Source organism: Tessaracoccus terricola (assembly GCF_054776555.1).
In genome coordinates, this window is sequence record NZ_BAAHBS010000001.1 from 712,544 (window position 1) to 730,532 (window position 17,989).

A 17,989-nucleotide genomic window follows, 5' to 3' on the forward strand; every position below is an offset into this window, starting at 1 on the left:
CTCATGCGAGTAGTCAGTAGCGCAGGATCGCCATGACGGGGCTGTCGGGCACGACGGCCTGCGAGGTGGCGTAGACGAAACCGCCGTTGGCCAGTGTGTCGGCGGCGGACTGGTCCACGTGCTCGCACACCACGTAGCGGTCGTCGCCGCCGAGCCGCACCACGTCGGCGCCGGTGTCTCCCGTGGCCTCCTCCCAGCACCATGGGTCGGCGCGCATGAACAACGTCTCCACGCGTCCCTGCTGGGCGGCCTCGCGGATGAACGTGAGGTCGCTCGAGACCCGGCCGGTGCCGTCGAGCTGGCGCGCCCGGGCGATCACATCGTCGCGCTCGCTCCGCAGTCGGGCCTCGACGATGGGCCACGCCAGGTCGTGCAACTGCTGTACGGACAGGTCATCGGGATTGTGGTGCACGGCCTCGGCCAGGGTGTTGCCATAGTTGTCGACTTCTCGGTAGGCCACCACATTCTGCTCCAGCCCCACCAGCACCAAGGGGGCCGACTGCCCGCGCAGGATTTCGTCGAGGCCGGAGGAGACCTGGCGCAGGAAGAACAGCAGGTCGTCCTTCCTTGCGTCCTCGGCGGCGGCGCCATGCCCGTGGAACACGGCCAGCCCGCCACGGTTGCCGCTCATCGGTCGCACCAGGGCGCCGCTCTCAGGGTCCGGTGGCTCCAGCACGTCCGCCACCGCCGTGGGGACGTCGCCGAGCTCCACCTGCTCGACGGTGTGGCGGCTGCCGTCCATCAGGCGCACCTTGCTCTGGCTGATGGCCAGCAGGAAGAAGTGCTCGTCGCCGGACAGCAGCCGCATCAGCGGACCGGTCACGAAGTGGTCCCCGACGGTGGCCAGGATCGGCAGCGATGCGGGGATGCGGTAGGTCTGGTGCCAGCCGGGGCGCAGGAACATGGCCATGCCGTCGCCCATTCGCTGCCAGGCCGGGGAGTTGTTGAGGAGTTCGCGTGCCGGTTCCAGCAGCGCCTCCACGTCGGGACGTCTCATCTCCTCCAGCAGCATGGCCTCCACACCGTTGACGAGGTTCTTCCACCGCACCTGGTCACCCTGCATCTCAGGGCCGACGCGATGGGTGGGGATGAACAGCGAGAGGTGGATGCCCTCGGCCCTCGATGTGGCCAGGGCCTGGATGTCGTTCCGATTCAGCAGGTCCATTGGTCCTCCTTGGTTCGGTTGGACAATCCACCCTAGTCCGGCCTCTGCGAGCGGGTACCCGAATCGCCAAGGCTGGCCTGCTCGACCCGACACGCCGGAGAAGATCGTCGAGGAGGGGGTGGCCCGCACCCTTGCCGGCCGAAATCGTCGGCGAGTCGGGTCGGCCGGGGGCAGGACAGTCCCTCCGGCCGCATCACTGATTCATAACGATTCAGCGCCGCATTGACTTCTGCGGAACCTGAACGGTACATTCGCTGCATACCAGTGCGATGCTGAATCAATATGCATCGGTCAAGGATGACGAGGATCAAAGATGAGCCAAGCCTCTGGGCGCCCGTTCTGGAAGAGCACCCTGCTGTGGAAGTCGCTGATGTGGATCGCGGTCGTCGCGGTGATCATCGGAGGCACGCGCTTCTACGCCCCGGGCACCGAGCCAGCGGACGAGCCTGCCGGGGAGCAGAACTACATCGTGGATCCCGTCGCCTACGCGCAGGAGATCTACGAGGCCCAGGTGGTGCCCAACATCACCGACAACGCCGTTGACCTGGTCACGCTGCTGGAGGCCATCGCCGCGGACCCCGAGCAGGCAGGGGCAGAGCACGGCCACCGCAACGGCGACTCGCCCTTCTCCTACCCGGTCCGGGTCACGGGCACCGTCGTCGAGGGAGCCTTCGGCGAGGCCGGTCTGGAGGTGGAGGACACGGGCGACGTCACCGTCGGCGTGCAGACCGGTCCGGCCATCACCGGCACCGCCGTGCGCGACGCCACGGGTCTGGTCACCTTCGAGATGTTCCTGAACCAGATCGACTTCGCCGCAGTGGCCACCGAGCTGAACAACCAGGTCAAGGCCACCGTGCTCGCGGAGACGGACTTCGAGGCGCTCATGGGATCCGAGATCACCGTGCTGGGCGCCATCACCTACGACGACGCCGCCCACATCACGATCACTCCCATCCAGATCGAGGCAGACCAGTGACCGCCGAGGAACTGCCCGCCGACGACGACGTGGTGATGTCGGCGCGCAACATCTCCAAGGTCTACGGCGGCACCCGCGCCCTCAAGGGGGTCGACTTCGACATCCGCGCCGGCAAGGTCACCGTCCTCTACGGCGAGAACGGTGCCGGCAAGTCCACGCTGATGCGCATCATGTCCGGCGTCGAGACCCCCACCGCCGGCACCCTCACCCTCGACGGTGAGGAGGTCAGCTTCGCCAGCCCCTCCGAGGCGGAGGAGCGCGGCGTCGCCATCATCCACCAGGAACTCAACCTCAGCGCCAACATGACCGTGGCGGAATCGGTCTTCCTCGGCCGTGAGCTGAAGCGCTTCGGCTTCGTGGACAACAAGGAGCAGGTCCGACGCACCCAGGCCGTCCTGGACCGGCTCGAGGAGCCGATCGACCCCCGCGCCACCATCGGGAACCTGCGCCTCGGGCAGCAGCAACTCGTGGAAATCGCCCGCGCACTCGACGAGGACGCCCGCGTCCTGATCATGGACGAGCCCACCTCGGCCCTCTCCGCCACCGAGGTGGAGGTCCTGTTCCGCGTCATCCGCGACCTCACCGCCAAGGGTGTCGCCATCGTCTACATCTCCCACCACCTCGACGAGACCCTCGAGATCGGAGACCACGCCGTCGTGTTCCGTGACGGCGAACTGGTCGCCACCGCCGAGATGGCAGACATCGACCTGAAGTGGATCGTCTCCGCCATGGTGGGACGCTCCGCCGACGACATGTTCACCGTCATCGAGGCCCCCGTGGGGGACACTGTGCTGGAGGTGGACAAACTCACCGTCGCAGACCCCACCCAGCCCGGCCGGCTCGCCGTCGACGACCTCTCCCTGAGCGTCCGCGCCGGTGAGGTGGTCGGGATCTACGGGCTCATGGGCGCCGGCCGCACCGAACTGTTCGAGACCCTCATCGGGCGCAACCGCTCCCAGGGCGGTGCGGTGCAGCTCTTCGGGCGCGACGTCACCGGCGCCAGCATCCGCGAACGGATCTCCCGAGGCATGTACCTCGTGCCGGAGGACCGCCAGAAGGACGGCCTGGTCCAGGGCCAGTCCGTGGGCGCCAACCTCTCACTCGCCTCCGTGACCCGCTGCACCCGGGCCGGGCTCACGCGTGACAAGGTGGAACGCCGTCGCAACGACGACGTGATCGCCTCGGTGCGAGTGAAGGCCGCCAGCCAGCGCGCCCCCATCGGCTCGCTCTCGGGCGGAAACCAACAGAAGGTGGTCGTCGGCAAGGCGCTCCTCACCGAACCCCGCCTGATCCTCCTCGACGAACCCACCCGCGGCGTCGACATCGGAGCCAAGGCAGACATCTTCAAGTTCATGGCCGAACTGGCCGAGAGCGGCGTCGGGGTGCTGTTCGCCACCTCCGAGGTGGCCGAGGTGCTCAACTCCACCACGCGCATCCTCGTCATGTCCCGGGGCCGCATCGTCGCCGAGTTCTCGCCCGGCGACGCAACCCGCGAGGCCGTCCTCGCCGCAGCAGACGACTCCGAGCTCGTGGAGCTCGAACACCAGCAGATGGAAATGGAAGGAGCAGCCGAATGAGCGCTGCAGCCCAGCAGCCCACCCGTAACCGGGCGGCGCAGATGATCCTCGGCAACCGCTCGGTGGGCGAGTTCATCCTCGACCAGAGGGCATTCATCGCCCTGATCGTGTTGATCGTCGTGTTCGCCAGCCTCTCGGACACCTTCCTGTCCGGCTCGAACCTCGTGACCATGACCAGGCACGTCGCCTACAACGCGATCCTCGCGCTCGGCATGCTGCTCGTGATCCTGACCGCGGGCATCGACCTGTCAGTGGGCTCCATCGTCGGTCTCTCCGGAATCGTCGCCGGAGTGATGCTCAAGGGCATGAACCTCAGCCTCGGGGACCTGCTGAACGTCACCGCCTACCCGTCTGTGCTGGTGGTGGTGCTGGTCGCAGTCCTTGTCGGAACGTTCGTGGGCTGGATCAACGGGGTCCTGATCACCAGGTTCAACGTCGCCCCGTTCATCGCCACCCTCGGCACCCTCTACATGGCCCGCGGCGCGGCCCTGCTGATCTCCAACGGCTCCACCTTCCCCAACCTGCGCGGCAGCGAGGCGCTGGGCAACACCGGGTTCTCGTTCATCGGCACCGGCCGGCCGCTCGGCGTGCCGACGCAGATCTGGCTGATGGTCATCGTCGCGTTGCTCGTGTGGGTCTTGGTGGCGAGGACGCCGTTCGGGCGCTGGCTCTACGCCACCGGCGGCAACCCCCGCGCCGCGGAGCTCTCCGGCGTCCCGGTCAAGCGCGTCACCACCCGCGTCTACATGATCTCCGGTGCCTGCGCGGCCCTCGCGGGTCTGATCATCGCCTCCGAACTGACGTCGGCCGCACCGCAGGCCGGTGAGACGTTCGAGCTCAACGCCATCGCGGCCGTCGTGATCGGCGGTGCCTCGCTCGCTGGCGGCCGAGGCAGCGTGAAGGGCACCCTGATCGGCGCGTTCGTCATCGGCTTCCTCTCCGACGGTCTCGTCCTGGTGGGTGTCTCCAGCTTCTGGCAGGTGTTCATCAAGGGTGCGGTCATCGTGCTCGCAGTCATGCTGGACCAGGTCCAGGAACGGCTCTCCACCGCCAGGGCGGCGGCCGCGGCCGCGGCGAGCGTGAGGAAGGAGAAGGAGGTGGCGGCCCAATCCACCTGATCGCCCCCATTCCCCCCAGAACCCCCATCCCCCGAGACAACCAACCAAACAGCATCACATTCGAAGGAGAATCATGCGCAACAACGTGTTCGTGAAACTGATCATCGCCATGGTGGTCGGCGCGTTCGCACTCACCGGCTGCTCCGGCGGCACGGAGGCGGAGCCGACGCCGGATCCCAGCACCGAGGCGGCCCCGGAGACCACCCCGGCGGAGACCACCGAGGAGGCTCCCGAGGAGACCGAGCCGGCCGCCGAGGCGGGCGGCCTGATCGCAGTCATCACGCCCTCCCACTCCAACCCGTTCTTCAAGGCGGAGGCTGACGCCGCCGTCGCCAAGGCTGAGGAACTCGGCTACGAGACCACCTCGGACTCGCACGACGACGACCCGAACAAGCAGTCCCAGCTGATCGACTCGGCCATCTCCAACAACGCCGTCGCCATCATCCTGGACAACGCGGGCGCCGACGTCACCATCGGTGCCGTCGAGAAGGCCGAGGCCGCAGGCATCCCGGTGTTCCTCATCGACCGTGAGATCAACGCCACCGGCATCGCCAAGGCCCAGATCGTGGCCAACAACTCCCAGGGTGCCGGCCTCGTCGGCGAGGCCTTCGGTGCCGCGCTCGAGGGCCAGGGCACCTACGTCGAACTGCTCGGCCGCGAGACCGACACCAACGCCGCGGTGCGTTCCGAGGCCTACCACGCCATCCTCGACCAGTACCCGGACATGGAGATGGTTGCGCAGGAGACCGCCAACTGGGACCAGCAGGAGGCCTTCACCAAGGTGGAGACGCTGCTGCAGCGCTACCCGGACCTCAACGGGATCATCGCCGGCAACGACACCATGGCCCTGGGTGCCGTAGCCGCCGTCGCCGCCGCCGGCAAGAGTGACCAGATCATCGTCGCCGGCTTCGACGGTGCCCCCGATGCCGCCGCCGCCATCAAGGAGGGCACCCTCCTGGCCACCGGCCTGCAGCCCGCGGTCCAGATCGCCCAGATGGCGGTCGAGCAGGCGGACTCCTACATCCGCACCGGTGACACCGGCGCACCCGAGAAGCAGTCCGTCGACTGCATCCTCATCGATGCCTCCAACGCTGACCAGTACACGCTGTTCGGCATGGAGGGCTGACCTCGGAACCCCGAGGGGGCGGGGAGGCGAGCCGTTCCCGGCCGCCTCCCCGCTCTCTCCAACCGCCTCTCTCCGGTGTTGACACGTGGCCAGCCACGGGTAGACTGGAGGCAAACATTCACTACTGAATGGATATGCAAAGGACTTCCATGCTCCAGACAGACGAAACCCGGGCCGAGGGCTGGCGAGAACTCCGCCGGCAGATCGACGCCGCCGGCACCCCAGAGCGGGAAGCTCTGATCGCAGACCAGGCCCGCATCATCCGCCGCCACATCATCACCACCATTGACGCGGCCCGCGCCGGCCACATCGGTGGAGACCTGAGCATCACCGACGTGCTGGCCACCCTCTACTTCGGCGTCCTGCGCCTGGACCCGGCCCACGGTGAGCAGGTGGAGCGGGACCGCTTCATCCTGTCCAAGGGGCACTGCGCGGCAGCGCTCTACTCGACCCTCGCCCGCGTCGGCTACTTCTCCGAGGACGAACTGACCACCTTCATGGCCCCCGGTTCCGCCCTCAACGGCCACCCCAACCGCAACAAAGTCCCGGGTATCGAGACCAACACCGGCCCGCTCGGCCACGGCCTGCCCGTGGCCGTCGGCGAGGCCATCGGGCTGCGGATCCAGGGGCTGGACGCACGCGTCTTCGTCGCCACCGGTGACGGCGAGCTCCAGGAGGGCTCCAACTGGGAGGCGCTCATGGCCGCCGGTCACTTCGGGCTGGCCAACCTGACGCTGGTCGTGGACCGCAACCGCCTGCAGCAGGGCGCCCGCACCGAGGACACCAACGGTCTGGACCCGCTGCCGGAGCGCCTCGCCGCCTTCGGGTGCGAGGTCCGCGAGGTGGACGGACACGACATCGCGCAGCTGCTGGAGGCCTTCGGGCCGTCCACCACGGGCAAGCCCGTCGCCGTGGTCGCCAACACCACCAAGGGCAGGGGCGTTTCATTCATCGAGGACCGTGTCGAGTGGCACCACAAGGTGCCGACGGCGGAGCAGGTCGCACTGGCACTGGAGGAGCTCGCATGACCGAGACGTTCGACAACCGCAAGGCATTCGCCGAGACCCTGATCACACTGGCGTCAGCTGACGAACGAGTCGTGGCGGTGTGCAACGACTCCGTCGGCTCGTCCAACCTGGGTGGCTTCAAGGAGGCCTTCCCGGACCGGCTGATCAACGTCGGCATCGCCGAGCAGAACATGGTGGGCGTCGGTGCAGGCTTGGCCGCCACGGGCCTGATCCCGTTCGTGTGCTCCGCCGGCCCCTTCCTCACCGGACGTGCCACCGAGCAGATCAAGGCCGACGTCGCCTACTCCGGCCACAACGTCATCCTGTGCGGCATGAGCCCGGGCATGGCCTACGGCGAACTCGGCCCCACCCACCACTCCGTGGAGGACCTGTCCTGGATGCGGGCACTGCCGGACCTCGACGTCGCCGTCCCGGCCGACCCCCGCCAGACCCGGCAGGCCCTCGAGGCGCTCGTGGCCGAGCCCCGGGGCACCTACCTCCGGATCGGACGCCACAAGGTTCCCGCCGTCACCGATGAGAGTTCGGTCTGGGAGCGCGGTAGGTTCAGCACCGTGCGCGATGGCAACGACGTCACCCTCATCGGGTTGGGGACCACGGTCTCCCGCACCATCGAGGCCGCTGACCTGCTCGCCGCCGACGGTCTCACCGCCCGCGTGCTCAACGCCGCCTGGGTCTCGCCGCTTGACCACGACGCCATCGTCGCCGCAGCGGAGGAGACCAAGGCCATCGTCGTGGCGGAGGAGGCCAACATCGCAGGCGGGCTGTCCGCCGCCGTCGCCCAGGTGGTGGCACAGTTGGGAATCGCCACCAAGGTGATCCCGATCGGGCTCACCGAGTTCGCACCCACCGGCAGCACCGACTGGCTCCTGGAGCACTTCGGCCTCACCGGGGACAACATCGCCAGGGTCGCGCGGGAATCGCTGTGATCCTCGCCGTCGACCAGGGCACCAGTTCCACGAAGGCAACGCTCTTCGACGAGACCGGCGCGCCCGTGGCCACTGCCTCGGTGCCGCTCGGCCAGAGACACCCGAGCCCCGGCTGGGTGGAGCAGGACGCCTCCGAGATCCTCGACGGCGTCCGCGGCGTCATCAACGAGGTGGCCGCAGCGCACCCGGTCGACGCCGTGGCGCTCAGCACCCAGCGCGAGTCCGCGCTGGTCTGGGACCGGTCCACGGGGGAGCCGGTCGGGCCGATGCTCGGCTGGCAGGACCGTCGCACCGCACCCCGCGTCGCCGAGCTGTCAGGGCACGCCGCCAGGGTGCGCGAGATCACGGGGCTCCCGCTGGACCCCATGTTCTCCGCCCTCAAGCTGGCGTGGCTGCTGGACCGGGTGGACCCGGACCGCTCCCGCTCCCGGCGCGGCGAACTGGCCGTCGGAACCGTCGACTCCTGGCTGGTGGCCTCGCTCACCGGAGAGCACCGGATCGAGGCCGGCAACGCGTCGCGCACCCAGCTGCTCGACCTGGCCACCGGGGCGTGGAGCGACGAGCTCTGTGAGCTGTTCGACATCCCGGCCGCCGTGCTGCCACCGGTGGTGGCATCCGACGAGCCCAGCGCCGAACTGCACGACCTGCCCGGCAGGCGGATCCACGGGGTGCTCGGCGACTCCCACGCCGCCCTGTTCGGGCACGGGGTCCGCAACCCCGGGGCCGTGAAGGCCACCTACGGGACCGGGTCCTCCGTGATGGGGCTGACGGCGGACTCGGGCAGCATCCCGGCGGGCTTGGTCGGCACCGTCGCCTGGCGTCGGGGAGGGGTCACCCAGGTGGCGTTCGAGGGCAACATCCTCGCCAGTGGCGCCACGCTGGCCTGGCTATCCCGGCTGCTCGGGCGCCCGGTGGCCGAACTGACCACTCTCGCGCGGGAGGTCCCCGCGGAGCACGGTGTGACGCTCGTCCCGGCCATGTCCGGACTCGGTGCGCCGCACTGGGACCCGGAGGCCCGTGCCGTGCTGCACGGATTCGACCTCGGCACTGATCCCGCGATCCTTGCCCGTGCAGCCATGGAGGCCATCGCCCACCAGATCACCGACGTCCTCGACGCGGCCGCGGCGGCCGCTCCCATCGACGTCATCCTCGCCGACGGTGCACCCGCCGCCGACGACTTCCTGATGCAACTCCAGGCCGACGTCGCCGCGCGCGCCGTCCGTCGCCCGGAACTCACGGGCCTGTCGGCCCGGGGCGCGGCCCAGCTGGCGGCCGAATCGCTCGGTGGCTCCTTCGGCGACGTCGAGTCCACCAACTTCAACCCCGCACGCGACCACCGGGCAGCGCGTGCCCGGTGGTCCCGCGCACTCAACCTCACACGCAAGGAGAACTGACATGTCCACCCCTCGTTTCGGTGCCGGGATCTGGCACTTCGCCACCTACGTCGATCGCTACGCCACCGACGGTTACGGCGAGCCCCGCAGCATCCTCGACGCCATCGAACTGGCCGGCAAGGTCGACGACCTGTCCGTCGTCGACCTGAACTACCCCTTCTTCGGCGGTGACTTCAGCAACGAGCAGGTCAAGGCTGCCCTCGACGCCCAGGACCTCTCCGTCATCGGCATCACGCCCGAGATGTACACCAACGTCTTCCGCAAGGGCGCCTTCACCAACCCGGACCCGGGCGTGCGTCGCCTCGCCAACGAGCTCATCAACGAGGCCGCCGACGTGGTGCGCTTCTTCGGGGCCGACTACGTCAAGCTGTGGCCCGGTCAGGACGGCTGGGACTACCCGTTCCAGGTCAACCACGGCAAGCACTGGCAGCTGTCGCTCGACGGGCTGGGCGCCGTCGCTTCGGAGAACCCGGACCTGAAGTTCGTCGTCGAGTACAAGCCCCGTGAACCCCGCGTCCACATGGCCTTCGACTCGGTCTCGCGCACCCTCCTCGCGCTGGAGAAGATCGGCCTGCCCAACATCGGCATCCTGCTGGACTTCGGCCACGCGCTCTACGGTGGCGAGTCCCCGGCGGACTCCGCTCAGCTCGCCATCGACTACGGCCGCCTGTTCGGCATGGACGTCAACGACAACCTGCGCGCATGGGACGATGACATGATCGCCGGCACCGTCCACCCCATCGAACTGATGGAGTTCTTCCACGTGCTGCGTCGCAACAACTGGGAGGGTGTCTGGCAGCTGGACCAGTTCCCGTTCCGCGAGGACCCGGTGGACGCCGCCAACCTGGCCATCGACTTCCTCAAGCGCGTCGACGTCGCCCTCGACCGCCTTGACGAGGACGCGCTGGCCGCCGCGCAGGAAGCCCAGGACGCTGTGACTGCCAACCGACTCGTGCAGCAGGCGCTGTACGGGGCGTGACCGGTTCAGCCTTGGTGCTGCCATGAATAGCCATTCAGGTGCTAACTTTCGGGTGATGCCAACACGTGACTACTCCGAGCGTCTCCCGCTGATCGTCAAGGTCTCCCGTCTCTACCACGAGCAGGGGCTGCGTCAGCCCGAGATCGCGGCGCGCCTGAACATGTCCCAGTCCAGGGTTTCCCGCCTCCTCAAGGAGGGCGCGACGGAGGGGATCGTGCGCACCATCGTCGTCGAGCCACCGGGACTGTTCTCGGCGTTGGAGGACGAGGTCCGCGAGGCCTACGGCCTGCGCGATGTCGTCGTGGCTGGCGTGGCCGTGGAAGATGCCGGCAACGACCCCCAGGTGCTCAGTGCGATCGGTGCCGCCGGTGCACGCTACCTCGAGTCGACGATGCTGCCCACGGACCACGTCGGCCTCTCATCGTGGTCCACCTCACTGTTGGCGCTGGTGGAGGCGATGACGCCTCGCTCGATGCGCACGGCGGAGTCCATCGTGCAGGTCATCGGCGGTGTGGGTGATCCTCGCGCACAGGTGCAGGCCACCCGCCTCGCGGAGCGGTTGGGCCGGGTGACCGGCGCCTCCGTGAAGTACTTCCCGGCGCCCGGTGTGGTGGCCAGCCAGGAGGTACGTGACTCCCTGCTCACCGACCCGCAGATCTCCTCCGTGCGGGACTCGTGGTCCGAGCTGACGATGGCGCTGGTGGGAATCGGCAGCGCCGAACCCTCACCGCTGCTCGTCTCCTCCGGCAATACCCTCCCCGACGCCGACCTCCACCGCCTCGCGGACCAGGGGGCCGTCGGTGACGTCTGCCTGAACTTCTTCGACGCCGAGGGGGTACTGGTGGACTCGGACCTGGTCGGCAGGACGCTCGGCATCGACGCTGAGACGCTGAAGGCGGTGCCACGGCGTGTCGGGGTGGCAGGCGGGCCCCGCAAACTGGCTGCCATCCGCGCCGCCCTGCTCGGCGGCTGGTGCGACGTCCTGATCACCGACTCGAACACGGCGCGGGCGCTGGTGGAGCAGTAGTCGCTGTGGCCGCGGTGACCAGCGCCGGCGACACGCCGATGATTCTGCACTACAGAGCAGAGAAAGCGTTTGCTCGCCGGAGCTGGTCACCACCGGTCCAGACGCCTGCCGTCCGCGCCGCCCCGGGTCGCCCCTAGGCTCGTCCCCATGGACTCCGACGCGCGGCAGCAGCTCCGGCGGATCGCCACGCGTGTGGAGGCGATGACGGAACTCGTCGGGCGCGTCGTCGCGCACCGTGAGGCGATCATGGCCGACGCCGACGCCGCGGCGGCACGGTTCCGGGAGGACTCCGTCGACGTCCCCCTCAACGGTGAGCACGCCTGGACGGTCCTCCCGCTCGGACCCGACGACGAACCCGCCCTCGGCGCGCTGTTGCGCGAACGACTTTTCCCGGCACTGGCGGCGCACGAGGATGACATGGTCCAACGGATCCACCGCCAGGCTCCACCACTACTCGACGAGGTGCGCAACCTCACCGGTTGGAGACGCTTCTTCACCGGCCGCCGCGCCAGGGAGCGGGCCCGGGTGGCCGCTGAGCAGTTGGAGGGCCTCCACCAGGAGGTGCGTGCTGCGACGGACCTGATAACGAAGCTCCCCGGGCTCGCCGAGGACGCGGGGGCGCCGTCGGTGCTGGTCGCCGATGCACTACGGCCGCGCATCGGGCTGGGAGCCCGGATCGAGCCGCACCACGGCGAGCAGAGCCTGCTGCCGGTCAGCGAGCTGGCGGGCCTGCGGTCCGCGGTGGCCACGCTCCTGATCGCGCTGCACACGGAGATGGCGTTCCGCGACGCCGCGCGCCGGGCCTGCGAGGACATCCGGCTGGCGGAGGCCCGCGCGGTGCTGGCGGACATGCCCGTGGAGGCCATCAGACAGGCCAGCCGTGAACGGATCCCCGTCGGTGCCCTGGCAAGCCAAGGGATCAGCACCGTGCTCGACGTCCACGCCCGGCTGCCGGACCTCGAGCAGTTCCCGGGGGTGGGACAGATGTCGGCCAACCGCATCCGAGCCGCCGCCACCACGCTGTGGGACACCACCTACGACACGACGCCCGTCCACATCGACGCCGTCGCCCGCCCCGCCCACACCACCGCCCTCCTCAGCCGGCTCGCCGCCTGGGACGGTGCCCGCACCAGCACCGACCCGGCTGCGGACCTGGCCCGCGCCGAGGCGATGAACCGCGTGCTCGGGGCCGTCGGGCCGGGGGACACCGAACTGGCGGTGTTCTGCTCCGGCGAGCACACCGTCGCGGAACTCGGGGAGGAGCTGGCGACGGTGGCGCAACGGGCCGCCGCAGCCCGGGTGCCTGCGGTGGCAGAGCTTCCGGAGGATCCGTGGATCGACTTCCTCGCCCGCCCCGCGCACTACTACGCCCTGCTCTCGGAGTTGGGGTTCCTGTCCGAGCACGGCGGCAAGTTCTCCGGCGACGTCCCATCCGACGTCGTCGACTCCATCCGCGCCTTCGAACTGAACACCACCTACCTCGACGCCTCGCTGCGCGGCTACCAGGACTTCGCCGCCAAGTTCGCGCTGGTGCAGGAGCGGGTGGTCATCGGCGACGAGATGGGGCTGGGCAAGACGGTCGAGGCGCTCGCCGCGCTGGCGCACCTGCGCGCCCAGGGGGACACCCACTTCCTGGTGATCAGCCCGGCCGCCGTCGTCACCAACTGGGTCCGGGAGGTGCCGGTCCACACCAAACTGGCCGTGCACCGGCTGCACGGGGACGGTCGGCGCGAGGCCCTCGAACAGTGGCGCCGCGACGGCGGGGTGGCGGTCACCAGTTTCGGCACGCTGCGCTGGGTGATGCGGCAGGAACCTCCGCTGGAGCGGATCGGCTGCGTGGTCGTCGACGAGGCCCACTACGTCAAGAACCCCGACGCCAAGCGCTCCCGCCGCACGGCCGAGATCCTGGGGCAGGTGCCACGCGTCGTCCTCATGACGGGCACCCCGCTGGCCAACCGGCTCGACGAGTTCCGCGCCCTGGTGGCCCACGCCCGGCCGGACCTGCTGGAGGGCCTGGGTGAGCTGCCGACGGCGCACGAATTCCGGGAGGCCGTCGCACCCGTCTACCTGCGGCGCAACCAGGAGGACGTCCTCACTGAACTGCCCGAACTGGTGGAGGTGGACGAATGGGTGCCGATGTCGGCGGCGGACCAGGCCGTCTACCGGAGCGCCGTCGAGGACGGCAACTTCATGGCCATGCGGCAGGCCGCCTGCACGCAGGGCGAGGCGTCGGGCAAGCTGCGGCGCCTGCTGGAGATCGTGGCGGAGGCGGAGGACAACGGCCGTCGGGTGATCGTGTACTCGCACTTCCGCGAGGTGCTCTCCCAGGTGGCCGAGCTGCTTCCCGGACCGGTCTTCGGGCCGCTGACCGGCTCCATCCCGCCGAGCGAGCGGCAGACGATCATCGACCAGTTCGCCGCAGCTCCCGGCGGTGCGGCGCTGGTGGCCCAGATCGTCGCCGCCGGCGTCGGGCTCAACATCCAGGCCGCGTCCGTGGTGGTCATCTGCGAGCCCCAGCTCGCCCCCACCACCGAGTGGCAGGCCATCGCCCGCGCCCACCGGATGGGCCAGTTGCAGACGGTCCAGGTGCACCGACTGCTCTCCGACGAGGGCGTCGACGAGCGCATCACCGAACTCCTGGCCGACAAGCGTGCTGTGTTCGACGACTTCGCCCGCGTCAGCGAACTCGCCCACAGCGCCCCCGAGGCGTTCGACATCACCGAGGCCGAACTGGCCAGACAGGTGGTCGCCGCCGAACGGGAGCGGCTGTTGGGGTAACGTCGTGGGGTGCATTTCACCGAGTACGACACCCGACTGGCCGCCTACGCGCTGATCACCAACGACGCCGGCGAGATCCTGCTGAGCTGGTTCAACGGCAGCGTCAGCGGCTCCGAGCCGACGTGGACCATGCCGGGCGGCGGCATCGAGTTCGACGAGACCCTCCACGACGGCGTCGTGCGCGAGGTGTACGAGGAGACCGGCTACCACGTCGAGGTGGGGCCCATCATCGCGGAGGACCACTTCACACTGGAACGCTCCGTGCTGAGCCACAAGCCCTTCCGCTCGCAGCGGTTCGTCCTGGCCGCCACCGTCGTCGGGGGCGAGCTCGGCACCACCGAGGTGGACGGCACCACGGACTACGCGCGGTGGATCCCCATCGCAGACCTCCCCGGCCTGCCGCACGCGGGGATCATCGACGTCGCCCTCGCGGCCGGTCCTCAGCGGGCGGTCGCGTAGCGGCCGGACTTCTCGGCCCGCGCCCGCGCCTTGGCGTACTCCTCCTCGCGGTTCTTCGGCGGCGCGTTGGTGACCAGCGCGTCCAGCAGGTGCTGGGTGGCGTGGGCGACGTCGTGGACGGCCTTGTCGAAGGCCTCCTGGTTCGCCTTGGACGGCTTCGTCGTGCCCGCGATCTTGCGCACGTACTGCAGCGCCGCGGCGTGCACCTCGTCGGAGGTGGCCGCGGGCTCGAAGTTGTGGAGCGTGTGGATGTTTCGGCACATGCCTCCACGCTACGCCGCAGGCAGCGGTGGGAGGCGTCGTAGGATCGATTCGGTGCCCAAACGGGCGACGAGTTGGTGCGGGCGCCGATCGACCGACAGATCGGAGCGCCAGTGCAGTTCCTACCCATGATCCTGCTCCTCACCGCCTGCGTGGGGCTCACGGCGGTGGCCAGGCACAAGGGCTGGCCGGCGCCGTTGCTGGTCACCGGCGTGGCGCTCGTCGTCGCCGCGATCCCGGGGGTTCCCGAGTTCGAGATCGACTCGCACGTCATCCTCACTCTCGTCCTGCCGCCGCTGCTCTACTCCGCTGCCCTGGACGTCTCCCTGCTGAACTTCGCCCGCAGCCGCAAACACATCACGCGGCTGGGGATCTTCCTGGTGGTGGTCACCGCAGGCGTGGTGGGACTGGTGGCGTGGCTGCTGGTGCCGGACATGACGCTGCCCGCCGCGCTCCTGCTGGGCGCCATCGTCGCCCCTCCCGACGCCGTCTCGGCCGCCGCGATCGGCCGCAAGCTGGGCCTGCCGCGGCCAGTGATGACGGTGCTCTCCGGCGAGAGCCTCATCAACGATGCCGCCTCGCTGACCCTGTTCAAGGTGTTCCTGCTGGTCATCGGCGGCGCGTCGCTGACGGTCTGGGAGGACCTGGGGATCTTCGCGCTCGCCGTCGCCGTGGGCATCGCAGTGGGGCTGGTGCTGGGCGTCGTGTTCCACTGGATCCGGATGCGCATCCAGGACCCCGTCGTCGAGACCCTGCTGGGGCTGCTGGTCCCGTTCCTGGCCTACATCGGTGCCGAGGAACTGCAGGGCTCGGGCGTGCTCGCCGTCGTCGCCGCGGGCCTCTGGATCGGCTACAACTCGCCCAAGACCGGCTATGCCGCCCGCATCACCGAGCGGCCGGTCTGGTCCGCCGTCGACCTGCTGCTGGAGGGATTCGTCTTCGCCCTCATCGGGCTCCAGATGAAGCCCATCGCGGAAGGCCTCGCCGACGGCGGCCGCGGTGTCTGGGTGCCGATGGGGGTGGCGGCGGTGGTGCTGGCGGTCGTGGTCCTCGTCCGGCCCGCTTTCATCTACCCCACCTACTACTTCTCCCGGCTCCAGGGGGACGCGCAGGAGCGTCGCCGGCAGCGGATGCTGCGGCGGCGGGCGCAGGCCGAGGCCGACGGCACGCTCGACGTCCGGTGGCGCGGGCGTCGCACCCTGCTGAGACCGGAACCGCCCATGACGGCACGCGAACTGTTCGTGGTGTCCTGGACCGGGATGCGGGGCGTGGTCACCCTTGCCGCCGCCGCGGCAGTGCCCGCCATCACGGACTCCGGCATCCCGGTCCCGGCACACGACCTGATTGTCTTCGTCGCCTTCTTCGTCACCATCGGCACGCTGCTGCTGCAGGGCCTCACGCTCCCGTTGGTGATCAAGTCGCTGGGGGTCAGCGACCCGGACCAGGAGCGTCGCGACCGCGCCCAGGAGCGCGAGGTGATGCGGATCACCGCGGCCGAGGGGATCGAGTTCCTGGAGTCCGGGCGCGAACGGCTGACAGCCAAGTTCGGCGCCGAGCGGATCGAGCGGATGCTGGAGCTGATGCACACGCGCGCCGACCGACAGGAGGACGACGCACTCCAGGAGGTCGCCGACGACGCCCTCGGACGGCCCGCGGTGGCCGACATCTCCGAACTGCGCCGCAAGCTCATCCGCCACCAGCGCGAGGTCCTGGTGCGGGAACGGGACAGCGGAACCATCGACGAGGAGGTCATGCGCGAGGTGCTCAGGGGCCTGGACGCCGAGGAACTGGCGATGGACACCTCGATCCTCCACGGCGACCGGGGGTGAGGGCCCCGTCACCGCTGGGAGCGGCGCCGCTCCAGAACGGCGACCAGGTGCGGCACGGGCCGCCAGACCTCAGCCCTTCCCCGATGGTGGGATTCCAGTAGACCCAGTTCGGTCAGGCTCCTGAGGTCGCTGCGGGCGGTTGCGAGTGCCACACCGTGGCTGGCAGCGTGCGAGGCGGCTGTCGCAACGAGCGACGGGTCCCGCAGGGATCCCTCAACCACGGCGATCTGTCGGTGGTTCAGGGAGAGGCCGGAGACCAGCTGCCTGGCTTCATGCACCTCGCGTGCCTTGCGAGTGAGGTATTCGTGGAGGTCGTCGATCGATCGCTGGATCACACCCAATTGGTGGAGCACGAAGTACGTCAAGTCACCGTCGTCACTCTCCGTGTGCAGGTAGGCGCGGGCGTAGCGTGCTGGTGCGTCGCGAAGGATGCGTGAGATTGCCACGAACTCCATGAGCCAGAGCCCGTTCTTGAGAGCGACCCAGTAGAACAGGGCGCGCGCCGTTCGCCCGTTCCCGTCTGTGAAGTAGTGGTCGTAGCCCACCATGAAGTGCGCGATGATGGCCCGCAGGACGGGGTGCATCCACCGGTGGTCACCAGCCCCGTTGGCGAACCGGCACAATCGGTCGAGCCTGGCTGGGAGTTCCTCGGCCGGTGGCGGCACGTGGACCTGCACGTCGTCCGTGTTGCTCCACACCCCGACCCGTGGCTCGCCCGGCAGTTGGAGCCGCCCGGCGTCGGAGGGGTTCTCGAGTGTGCCCTCGGTCACGATCCTGTGCAGTTCCGAGACCATCGCAGGAGTGATCTCTTCGGAGACGTTGTCGCGGACGAACTGCATGGCTCTGAAGTTGTTGGCGATCATCCTCTCGCCATGGTTTCGCGGGGGGCGGCCCGTGCGCAGCATGTCCTTGGCCACGCGGTGGGTGGTGGCCGCACCTTCGAGTTGAGAGGACGTGATGGCCTCCTCGATCAGGGAGTTGATCAGGTAGCGATCCCTGGTCGCGTGGTTCGCCACCAACTCTGGTGCCATCACCGTGCCGCCTGCGCGTCGACTCACGTCGTCAAGCGCAGAGAGAACGGTGTCGGGCAGCCCGTAGACGAAGGGATTGCCCTTGACGTCGCTGAACTCGACCTCCCGGTACTGCTGTGTCCGGCTGAGCTTGATCCCCAGCCACCACTGCTCGGATGTGAGTCCGTCGGGAGCCCTCCGACGGCGAACCTTGTCCCAAGGGGCGTAGTCGCCGTCACCCCTGCCGGCTTCCATGATCTGGAGTAGCAACGGCCCGGGCGTCGTCTGCAGCAGTGCACGCCAGTTCGGGGGAGTGGTGGGCTGAGAAACCATCCA

General features: G+C 69.1%; 15 protein-coding genes. 12 read left to right on the top strand and 3 right to left on the bottom strand.

The window, feature by feature from the left end; genetic code table 11:
- Window positions 1-13: 13 nt before the first annotated feature.
- Window positions 14-1,165, bottom strand: a complete 1,152-nt coding sequence (locus tag ACYU7G_RS03160; protein ID WP_461104676.1) for a baeRF3 domain-containing protein — start codon at window positions 1,163-1,165, stop codon at window positions 14-16.
- 313 nt (window positions 1,166-1,478) lie between these two features.
- Here ACYU7G_RS03160 and ACYU7G_RS03165 point away from each other — a divergent pair, with 313 nt between their 5' ends.
- From ACYU7G_RS03165 to ACYU7G_RS03215, 11 genes are all read left to right on the top strand, one after another.
- Window positions 1,479-2,141, top strand: a complete 663-nt coding sequence (locus tag ACYU7G_RS03165) for a DUF2291 family protein (protein ID WP_461104678.1) — start codon at window positions 1,479-1,481, stop codon at window positions 2,139-2,141.
- Window positions 2,138-3,718, top strand: coding sequence for a sugar ABC transporter ATP-binding protein (locus ACYU7G_RS03170; RefSeq protein ID WP_461104680.1), 1,581 nt, complete (start codon window positions 2,138-2,140; stop codon window positions 3,716-3,718). The genes ACYU7G_RS03165 and ACYU7G_RS03170 overlap by 4 nt, the downstream gene beginning before the upstream one ends.
- Entirely contained in the window at window positions 3,715-4,836 is a 1,122-nt protein-coding gene (locus ACYU7G_RS03175) for an ABC transporter permease (protein ID WP_461104682.1), read from the top strand. The genes ACYU7G_RS03170 and ACYU7G_RS03175 overlap by 4 nt, the downstream gene beginning before the upstream one ends.
- Window positions 4,837-4,909: 73 nt before the next feature.
- On the top strand, window positions 4,910-5,962 hold the full coding sequence (locus tag ACYU7G_RS03180) for a substrate-binding domain-containing protein (protein WP_461104684.1): 1,053 nt from the start codon (window positions 4,910-4,912) through the stop codon (window positions 5,960-5,962).
- 149 nt (window positions 5,963-6,111) lie between these two features.
- The gene (locus ACYU7G_RS03185) at window positions 6,112-6,990 is read left to right on the top strand and encodes a transketolase (protein WP_461104686.1); all 879 of its coding nucleotides are present in this window, start codon (window positions 6,112-6,114) and stop codon (window positions 6,988-6,990) included.
- Window positions 6,987-7,916 (top strand): transketolase family protein, encoded by a 930-nt coding sequence (locus tag ACYU7G_RS03190; RefSeq protein ID WP_461104688.1) that lies wholly within the window; start codon window positions 6,987-6,989, stop codon window positions 7,914-7,916. The genes ACYU7G_RS03185 and ACYU7G_RS03190 overlap by 4 nt, the downstream gene beginning before the upstream one ends.
- On the top strand, window positions 7,913-9,310 hold the full coding sequence (locus ACYU7G_RS03195) for an FGGY-family carbohydrate kinase (protein WP_461104690.1): 1,398 nt from the start codon (window positions 7,913-7,915) through the stop codon (window positions 9,308-9,310). The genes ACYU7G_RS03190 and ACYU7G_RS03195 overlap by 4 nt, the downstream gene beginning before the upstream one ends.
- 1 nt (window position 9,311) lies before the next feature.
- Window positions 9,312-10,289, top strand: a complete 978-nt coding sequence (locus ACYU7G_RS03200; RefSeq protein WP_461104692.1) for a TIM barrel protein — start codon at window positions 9,312-9,314, stop codon at window positions 10,287-10,289.
- Between the two features lie 55 nt (window positions 10,290-10,344).
- On the top strand, window positions 10,345-11,316 hold the full coding sequence (locus ACYU7G_RS03205; protein ID WP_461104694.1) for a sugar-binding transcriptional regulator: 972 nt from the start codon (window positions 10,345-10,347) through the stop codon (window positions 11,314-11,316).
- Between the two features lie 147 nt (window positions 11,317-11,463).
- On the top strand, window positions 11,464-14,094 hold the full coding sequence (locus tag ACYU7G_RS03210) for a DEAD/DEAH box helicase (protein WP_461104696.1): 2,631 nt from the start codon (window positions 11,464-11,466) through the stop codon (window positions 14,092-14,094).
- A gap of 9 nt (window positions 14,095-14,103) precedes the next feature.
- Complete coding sequence (locus ACYU7G_RS03215; RefSeq protein WP_461104698.1) at window positions 14,104-14,553, top strand: NUDIX hydrolase; 450 nt, start codon at window positions 14,104-14,106, stop codon at window positions 14,551-14,553.
- On the opposite strand, the gene ACYU7G_RS03220 is transcribed toward ACYU7G_RS03215, so the two are convergent.
- Window positions 14,535-14,816: a DUF2277 domain-containing protein gene (locus ACYU7G_RS03220; RefSeq protein WP_461104700.1), complete on the bottom strand. Its 282-nt coding sequence runs from the start codon at window positions 14,814-14,816 to the stop codon at window positions 14,535-14,537. The genes ACYU7G_RS03215 and ACYU7G_RS03220 overlap by 19 nt on opposite strands.
- Window positions 14,817-14,927: 111 nt before the next feature.
- Here ACYU7G_RS03220 and ACYU7G_RS03225 point away from each other — a divergent pair, with 111 nt between their 5' ends.
- The gene (locus ACYU7G_RS03225; protein WP_461104702.1) at window positions 14,928-16,643 is read left to right on the top strand and encodes a cation:proton antiporter; all 1,716 of its coding nucleotides are present in this window, start codon (window positions 14,928-14,930) and stop codon (window positions 16,641-16,643) included.
- A gap of 8 nt (window positions 16,644-16,651) precedes the next feature.
- On the opposite strand, the gene ACYU7G_RS03230 is transcribed toward ACYU7G_RS03225, so the two are convergent.
- Entirely contained in the window at window positions 16,652-17,986 is a 1,335-nt protein-coding gene (locus ACYU7G_RS03230; protein WP_461104704.1) for a Fic family protein, read from the bottom strand.
- Window positions 17,987-17,989: the final 3 nt, after the last annotated feature.